Source organism: Stieleria sp., from assembly GCF_041595215.1.
Classification (GTDB): domain Bacteria; phylum Planctomycetota; class Planctomycetia; order Pirellulales; family Pirellulaceae; genus Stieleria; species Stieleria magnilauensis.
In genome coordinates, this window is the sequence record NZ_JBFHKV010000400.1 from 1 (window position 1) to 6,816 (window position 6,816).

Annotated in this window: 5 protein-coding genes; 2 read left to right on the plus strand and 3 right to left on the minus strand. The window is 60.2% G+C overall.

Annotation, left to right across the window (positions count from 1 at the left end; translation table 11 throughout):
* Positions 1 to 225: 225 nt before the first annotated feature.
* Both ABX749_RS16230 and nadC read right to left on the minus strand, forming a co-directional pair.
* A complete protein-coding gene (locus ABX749_RS16230; RefSeq protein WP_372896893.1) occupies positions 226 to 1,695 on the minus strand; it encodes an undecaprenyl-phosphate glucose phosphotransferase in 1,470 nt (489 codons plus the stop codon).
* A gap of 70 nt (positions 1,696 to 1,765) precedes the next feature.
* Complete coding sequence (nadC, locus tag ABX749_RS16235) at positions 1,766 to 2,695, minus strand: carboxylating nicotinate-nucleotide diphosphorylase (protein WP_372896894.1); 930 nt, start codon at positions 2,693 to 2,695, stop codon at positions 1,766 to 1,768.
* A gap of 188 nt (positions 2,696 to 2,883) precedes the next feature.
* Here nadC and ABX749_RS16240 point away from each other — a divergent pair, with 188 nt between their 5' ends.
* Positions 2,884 to 3,285 (plus strand): ComEA family DNA-binding protein, encoded by a 402-nt coding sequence (locus tag ABX749_RS16240; protein ID WP_372896895.1) that lies wholly within the window; start codon positions 2,884 to 2,886, stop codon positions 3,283 to 3,285.
* A 258-nt stretch (positions 3,286 to 3,543) separates the two neighbouring features.
* Here the strand turns inward: ABX749_RS16240 and glmM are convergent, their stop codons facing one another.
* Complete coding sequence (gene glmM / locus ABX749_RS16245) at positions 3,544 to 4,884, minus strand: phosphoglucosamine mutase (protein ID WP_372896896.1); 1,341 nt, start codon at positions 4,882 to 4,884, stop codon at positions 3,544 to 3,546.
* 183 nt (positions 4,885 to 5,067) lie between these two features.
* On the opposite strand from glmM, the gene ABX749_RS16250 reads away from it, so the two are divergent.
* A partial coding sequence (locus ABX749_RS16250; protein WP_372896897.1) for a phospho-sugar mutase occupies positions 5,068 to 6,816 on the plus strand: 1,749 nt, incomplete at its 3' end.

Below are 6,816 nucleotides of genomic sequence, written 5' to 3' on the forward strand. Positions count from 1 at the left end.
CAAATGCTTTCCGCCTCCGTGAAATCACCCTGCCCCAAGGACTCAATTGCCGACGCCAAAGACGGTTCCGATGTTGCCACGACACGACTCACTTGACGGTGTAATCGACCTGTGTTCGACCGTCAGTGTATCAAAGATCCGCCTGAGGGGGGGCACACCCGCTCCGCCGCCACGAGCGTCTTGTCTGGAGGCGATTTCGGACGAGTACTGGAGCTAATACGCGGGCTAATACGCGGTGTCCTGTTTCCAGACCACCAGCACGGTCTTGAACAGAATCTTCAGATCCAGCCACATCGACCAGCGACGGATGTATTGGTGGTCCCACTGGATCCGCTGTTCCATCTTTTCGATCGTCTCGGTTTCGCCGCGGCAACCGTTGACCTGTGCCAGCCCGGTGATGCCCGGCTTGACCTTGTGCCGCAGCATGTACCCGCGAATCAATCCTCGATACTGTTCGTTGTGGGCGGTCGCGTGGGGCCGTGGGCCGACCAATGACATCGTGCCTTCGATCACATTGAACAGCTGCGGCAACTCGTCCAGACTGGTTTTTCGCAAGATGCCGCCCAGCGGTGTGATGCGTGGATCGCCCTTGGTCGCCTGTTTGACGACCGGCCCGTTGTCGCACGTTCGCATCGAGCGAAACTTCCAGACCAGAATTTCTTTCCCGTCCAAACCGTATCGTTTTTGCCGAAAGAAAACGGGCCCTTTGCTGGTCAGCTTGATTCCGATGGCGATCAACATCATGGGAATCGCCGCGACCAGCAAGCCTGCCGATGCGATCGCCACGTCGGCGATGCGTTTCAAGGCACCATCGACGCCGAACAACGGGTTCTCGAACACGCTGACCGCGGGCAAGCCGCCCATGTTGGTCCAGCGAGAGTGCAGCAATTCGAACACGAAAAAATCGGGAACGATGTAGACCGAGACTGTCGAATCGCTGAGTTGGTCCAGCAGGTATCGGATGCGATCTTCGGCGCGCATCGGCAAGGTCACCATCACGGTGTCGATCTGTCCGGCGCGACATTGATCGACCAATTCACTCAGGTTTCCCGACAGAGTGGCTTCGTCGTGTGACTCACCGTCACCGCTGTCCGCGGCGAGTTTGTCTTTCATGTCCGAAACGGACAACGAGGGGCGGTCTTCGACGCGATCGTCAAAAAATCCGACCAGGTTGAACCCGAGTGCGGGCTCGGCATCGATGTTCTGGGCCGTTTGTCGACCGAGCGTGTTGAGCCCGGCGATCGCCACCCGACGCGTCCCGTATCCACGACGTTTGGCCGACTGTTGGACAATCCGCAACAGCATCCGGCAAAGCGCGACCGTCATCGGCGCCAGAATCGCCCAGGTGAACATCACGCTGCGGGCAAACACCTCGCCATAACGCGTCGCAAATCCGATCACCGATAGTGACATCACCGTCATCACCCAAGTGATCATGATCGCGGTGATTTCATAGTCCGCGTTGCCACGGTCACGCGTTCGCGCCAGCCCGGTGATTTTGGACAGGATCAAGAAAACGATCACGGCCAGCAAGCCGAGTACGATGCCCGCATCGTCCATCCAGCCTCGCGCCACGATTTTGACCGCATACAGCGACCCCAAAATGGAGAACGCATCGAGGGTCGGTTGCAGCAAATCCAACGGGTGGCGTTCACCCGCGATGGACGAGTGTTTGTCGAAAGAACGTTCAGGCATGGCGAGCGCGGTCTGGTCAGGACAGGGGCGGCGTATCGAAACGAGACCCGATCGGAGTCTCGTTGGAAGCCTAGCTCGCTGCTGCGTCGTACCAATCCAGCCCCAGGTCCAACGACGTCGCTTGGTGCGTCAACGCGCCGCTGCTGATGCGTTCCACACCGGTCGCAGCAATGGCAGCGATGGTGTCGATCGTAACGTTACCGGAAACTTCCAATTCGACGTTGGGATTCAATTGATCGCGAAGCGCAACGGCGGCTCGAATGTCATCGAGTGAGAAATTGTCGATCAAGACGATATCGGGGCCGGCCGACAGAACATCACGCAATTGATCCAGCGTGTCGACTTCGATCTCGACGATCGATGGAGCCGTCATCCTCTGGACCTGACCGCCACGCCACTTCAACGCTTTTTCGACCGCTTCCCGAGGCGACATCGGCTGGCCAGCGGTACCACCGAGTTGCAAGTGGTTGTCCTTGATCAGAAATCCGTCGTACAGCCCGCGACGATGATTGCGACCGCCGCCACAAACCACGGCGTACTTTTCCAACAACCGCCAACCGGGCGTCGTTTTCCGGGTGTCATAAACAGACGCCTTTGCCCCGGCGATCGCATCGACATACGTTTTGGCTTGCGTCGCCACGCCGCACAGACGGGACAGCAGATTCAAAATGGTCCGTTCACTGGTCAGCAAGTCGCGGACATTCCCACGCAACCGCGCGATCGCTTGTCCGGGAACCAACGCGCTGCCATCGTCCGAGAGCACTTCCAGCTCCAGGTCAGCCTCGAACTCATCGACGATCCACGGCAAAATCGCCAACCCGGCACAGACACCCGATTCCCGTGGCACGATTTCACACCCGCCACGTTGCTCATCATCGACCATGCAAACGCTGGTCCAGTCGACCGAGTCGCTGAGGTCCTCGGCGATCGCCAGTCGAACTAGCAAGCGGGTGTCGTTCTCGAGGGACGAATCGGCGGTGACGGTGACGTAATCGGACATGACGGTTTGGTGGGGGTTGGGAAAACGCTAGCAACATCTATTTCGCGAAAGTCGACGGCAGACCACTCCTGGCGCCTTGCGGCTCACGCAACGATGCAAAAACATGAAGGCGGTGGCAGAAACTCTAACGCGACACAGTGGCGGCGTCCAAGCAGGCGCCGCAGGAGACGCCAAAAAGGCGAATGCTGATGAACGCTGAAACGAACAAGAGTTTACCATCGCTGCTTCATCCGGCCATTCAGAACGCGACCCGCGCGCTGTCATTGGTCGCGATCGTCGGATTGGCGTTGTATTCGGGTTGGGCGGCCCGAAGTCGCCACCACGACGAGTCTCCTATCACGCTGCATCCCTTCCAAGTCGATCTCAATCGCGCCGCCGTGCACGAATTGATGCTGTTGCCGGGCGTCGGGCCGCGGACCGCCGAGCGGATTTTGGAGGACCGACAAACGAATGGCCCATTTCTTTCACTCGACGATCTCCAACGCGTGCCCGGGATCGGCCCCAAAACGATCCAAGAAATCGCCCCGCATTGCCTGCCGATCGTCGAGACAAACGCACCGCACCAGGAAACACTGTTCGCCGAGCGATGAGATCGCTGGCCGTTAGGCTGACGGAGAGACCGGTCGGGCGTCGCGACGATCGGGTTTTGGTTTCTCACGTTTCGACCCTCCCCTTGCTGCGCTCGACCCTTTTTGCCAGGGCAGCGGACTTGGGCGATGCCCAAGGCTATGGATGTAAACGGCCGTTGGCCGAAACCATCCACTCAAAATCGATCTGACATGCAAAAGATCTGTAGATACTAATGCTGCCAGGGAGGGTGACTCTTGCAGTGCATCGGCAGATTGTTTTCAGATCAGCCGCTTGGCCGCGTCGCACAACGCTTGCGCGTCGGTCTCCGACTCGGCTTCGGCGATCATCCGCACGATCGGTTCGGTGTTGCTGCCGCGAACCAGCAACCAGCGATCGGGCCAGGCCAGACGCAGCCCGTCGCTCTCGTCGGCGCTGGCATCGGCGTATTTTTCGCGCAGTTTCTGAAAAAGCTCCGGCAAGCCATCGGTCGACACCGCGGCTTTGTCTTTACAGATCGCCAGTTTCGGCAGGGCATCGGCCAATTCCGCCAGCGACTTTCCGGTCGACGCCATCAGATCCAAGACCTGGGCCATGGCGACAAAGCTATCGCGGACGTAACCGACACGCGGGTCGATCGGTCCGCCGTTGCCTTCGCCGCCATAGGTCGCCTTGCTGGCGATCATCTTGTCGGCGACGTTGGCTTCCCCGACGGCACTGCGATAGGCGGGAACCCCGGCCGCCGCGGCCAAGCGTTCGCTCATTCCGCTGGTGGCCCCGTTGATCACGATCGGACCACGAGTGGCGTCGTCAGCCAGCGCGCGTTGAACACACAGCGCCAACGTGTACTCTTCGCCGATGTAGCGTCCCTCGCCATCGATCAACGCCAACCGATCGGCGTCGGGATCTTGGCAGAATCCCACCACGCATTGCGACTGTGCGACCGTTTCGGCGACCCCGGCCAAATTCTCAGCGGTCGGCTCGGGGACATGCTCAAATTGGCCGTCGGGGGTCTCGCCCAACGCGGTCACGTCGCAACCGAGCGCCGTCAACAGTCGCACACCCAACAAGCCTCCGGCCCCGTGATTGCTGTCGATCAGCACGCGGAACTTTGCCGCCCGGATCGCATCGACGTCCACCGTCTTCAGCACAGCCTCCAGGTGGGGCGCGTGTGGATCGGGTTCCGTTTGAGCGTCTCCGATTTGGTCGAACGGACACCAGGCGGCGGTCCCGTTGAGATACGCATCACGGATTTTCGCGCCGGTGACCGCGTCGAGCACGCGCCCGTCGCCGCCGAACAGCTTGATGCCGTTGTACGGCGGCGGGTTATGGCTGGCGGAGATCTGGACGGCCCCGGCGGCACCCGTTTTCTTCACCAGCACACCGATGGTCGGCGTCGACGCCACATCGGCATCGATCACGTCGCGACCACATGCCCGCAGCGACGCGACGATCGCGTCCCGCAGCATCGGGCCGCTGCTGCGGCCGTCTCGTCCGACGATGATGCTGCCGGCAGGCAATTCCGCCGCGAAGGCCGCCACAAAGCTGCCCGCGACCACGGGCGTCAATGTTTCGCCGACAATTCCGCGTAGTCCGCTGACACTGATGATCAAATTGCTCATCCAAAGGTTCCGATTGCGCTAGAGATTCGGGACAAGGCGCCGTTACCGCCCATGGCACTTGACCGACCGGTCATTCGGGCCACCGGTCGTTGCAAAGCACATCAAAAAACAAATAGAATCGCCAGCAACAGAATCGACAAGAAGACGTTTTTGCCTCTCCCCTTCAACACAGGCACCCTCTTGATGAACGCTACCGATGCCCTGGCCGCCGCAAAACAAGCCTCGTCCGACGGAAAACTGAGCGAAACTGCCGTCGAGAACATCCAATGTTGGCTGACCGAGGATCGCTATGCACTGTACCGCGATCAGGTCGCTGCCGAGATCGCCCAGGAAAAGTGGCAAGCGCTCGACGATGCGTTCTGGACCATTATCCCGTTCGGAACCGGCGGCCGCCGCGGTCGAATGTACCCGATCGGTTCCAACGCCATCAACGACCGAACGATCGGCGAAAGTGCCCAGGGACTGGCCGACTACGTCGTCGAATACCACAAGGGCCAAAAAGACCTGTCCTGCGTGATCGCCTACGACACCCGGCACAAATCGCGACACTTCGCCGAGCTGTGTGCCGGCATCATGGTCGCGGCGGGATTCAAGGTGTATTTCCTGGACGACTACCGTGCCACGCCGCAGCTGTCGTACGCGGTCCGTTACAAACAGTGCGATTGCGGCATCATGGTCACCGCCAGCCACAACCCGCCCAGCGACAATGCCGTCAAAGTCTATTGGTCCAGCGGCGCCCAAGTGCTGCCGCCACACGACAAGGCGATCATCGACAGGGTGATGAGCTGCGAAGAAATTCGCGTCACGCCCTTCGACCAGGCACTGGCCGACGGAAAAGTCGAAATGATCACCCAAGAAATCGACGAGGCGTTCTTAAAAGTCACCGCCGCGCAGGCATTCGAAGGATCGCGTGACGTTCGGATCCTGTACACGCCGCTGCACGGCGTCGGCGCCGAAGCCGTGATGCCGTTGCTGGCCGCCGACGGTTTTTCCGACGTCGAAGTCTATGGTCCGCACGCCGAAAAAAGCGGTGACTTTCCCAACGTCCCCGGACACGTTTCCAACCCCGAAAATAAAGCGGTCTTCGAAGCGCCGATCGAACATGCCAAAGCCAACGGATTCGATCTGATCCTGGCCACCGATCCCGACTGCGACCGATTGGGTGTCGCCGCCCCCAAGACCCTGGATGCCTCGGGAGAGTGGGGAACGTTCAACGGAAACCAAATCGGCGCCCTGTTGGCCGACTACATCCTGGGCAAACGCAAAGAAGCGGGCACCCTGTCGGCCGATCACTACGTCGTCAAGACCCTGGTCACGACCGAACTGATCCGCAGCCTGTGCGACAGCTACGGCGTCAAATGCATCAGCGACCTGTTGGTCGGGTTCAAGTACATCGCCGAAGCCATGGACGCCAACGGCCCCGACAAGTTCGTCTTCGGAACCGAGGAATCGCACGGCTACTTGGTCGGACAGTATTGTCGTGACAAAGACGGCGCGGTCGCCTGCATGCTGCTCAGCGAACTGGCTGCCGAACTGAAACAACGCGGCGTGTCGATGCACGACCACCTCGCCGAACTGTATCGCACTCACGGACTGCACCAGGAATACTTGATCAATCTGGTGATGGAAGGCAGCGAGGGGATGGCCGCGATGCAACGGCTGATGAAGGCGTTCCGCGAAACCCCGCCAAAGTCGATGGCCGGGATCCCCGTCACACGCGTTCGCGATTACCTCAACAGCGTCGCCACCGACACCGCCACGGGAGAACAATCGCCGCTGGACGGTCCGGTCGGCAACCTGATCATCATGGACTTGGCCGAAGCAGGCAACTATGTGGCCGCACGTCCCAGCGGCACCGAACCCAAGATCAAACTCTACGTGTTCACCAAATTGGCCGCCGACGAGTCGCAAGACCTGGACGCCGCCGCAACC

What these genes read in the sequence shown, in the direction of transcription:
- ABX749_RS16230 (WP_372896893.1), bottom strand. Translation starts at nt 1,695, where the DNA reads ATGCCTGAACGTTCTTTCGACAAACACTCGTCCATCGCGGGTGAACGC.
- nadC (WP_372896894.1), bottom strand. Translation starts at nt 2,695, where the DNA reads ATGTCCGATTACGTCACCGTCACCGCCGATTCGTCCCTCGAGAACGAC.
- ABX749_RS16240 (WP_372896895.1), top strand. Translation starts at nt 2,884, where the DNA reads ATGAACGCTGAAACGAACAAGAGTTTACCATCGCTGCTTCATCCGGCC.
- glmM (WP_372896896.1), bottom strand. Translation starts at nt 4,884, where the DNA reads ATGAGCAATTTGATCATCAGTGTCAGCGGACTACGCGGAATTGTCGGC.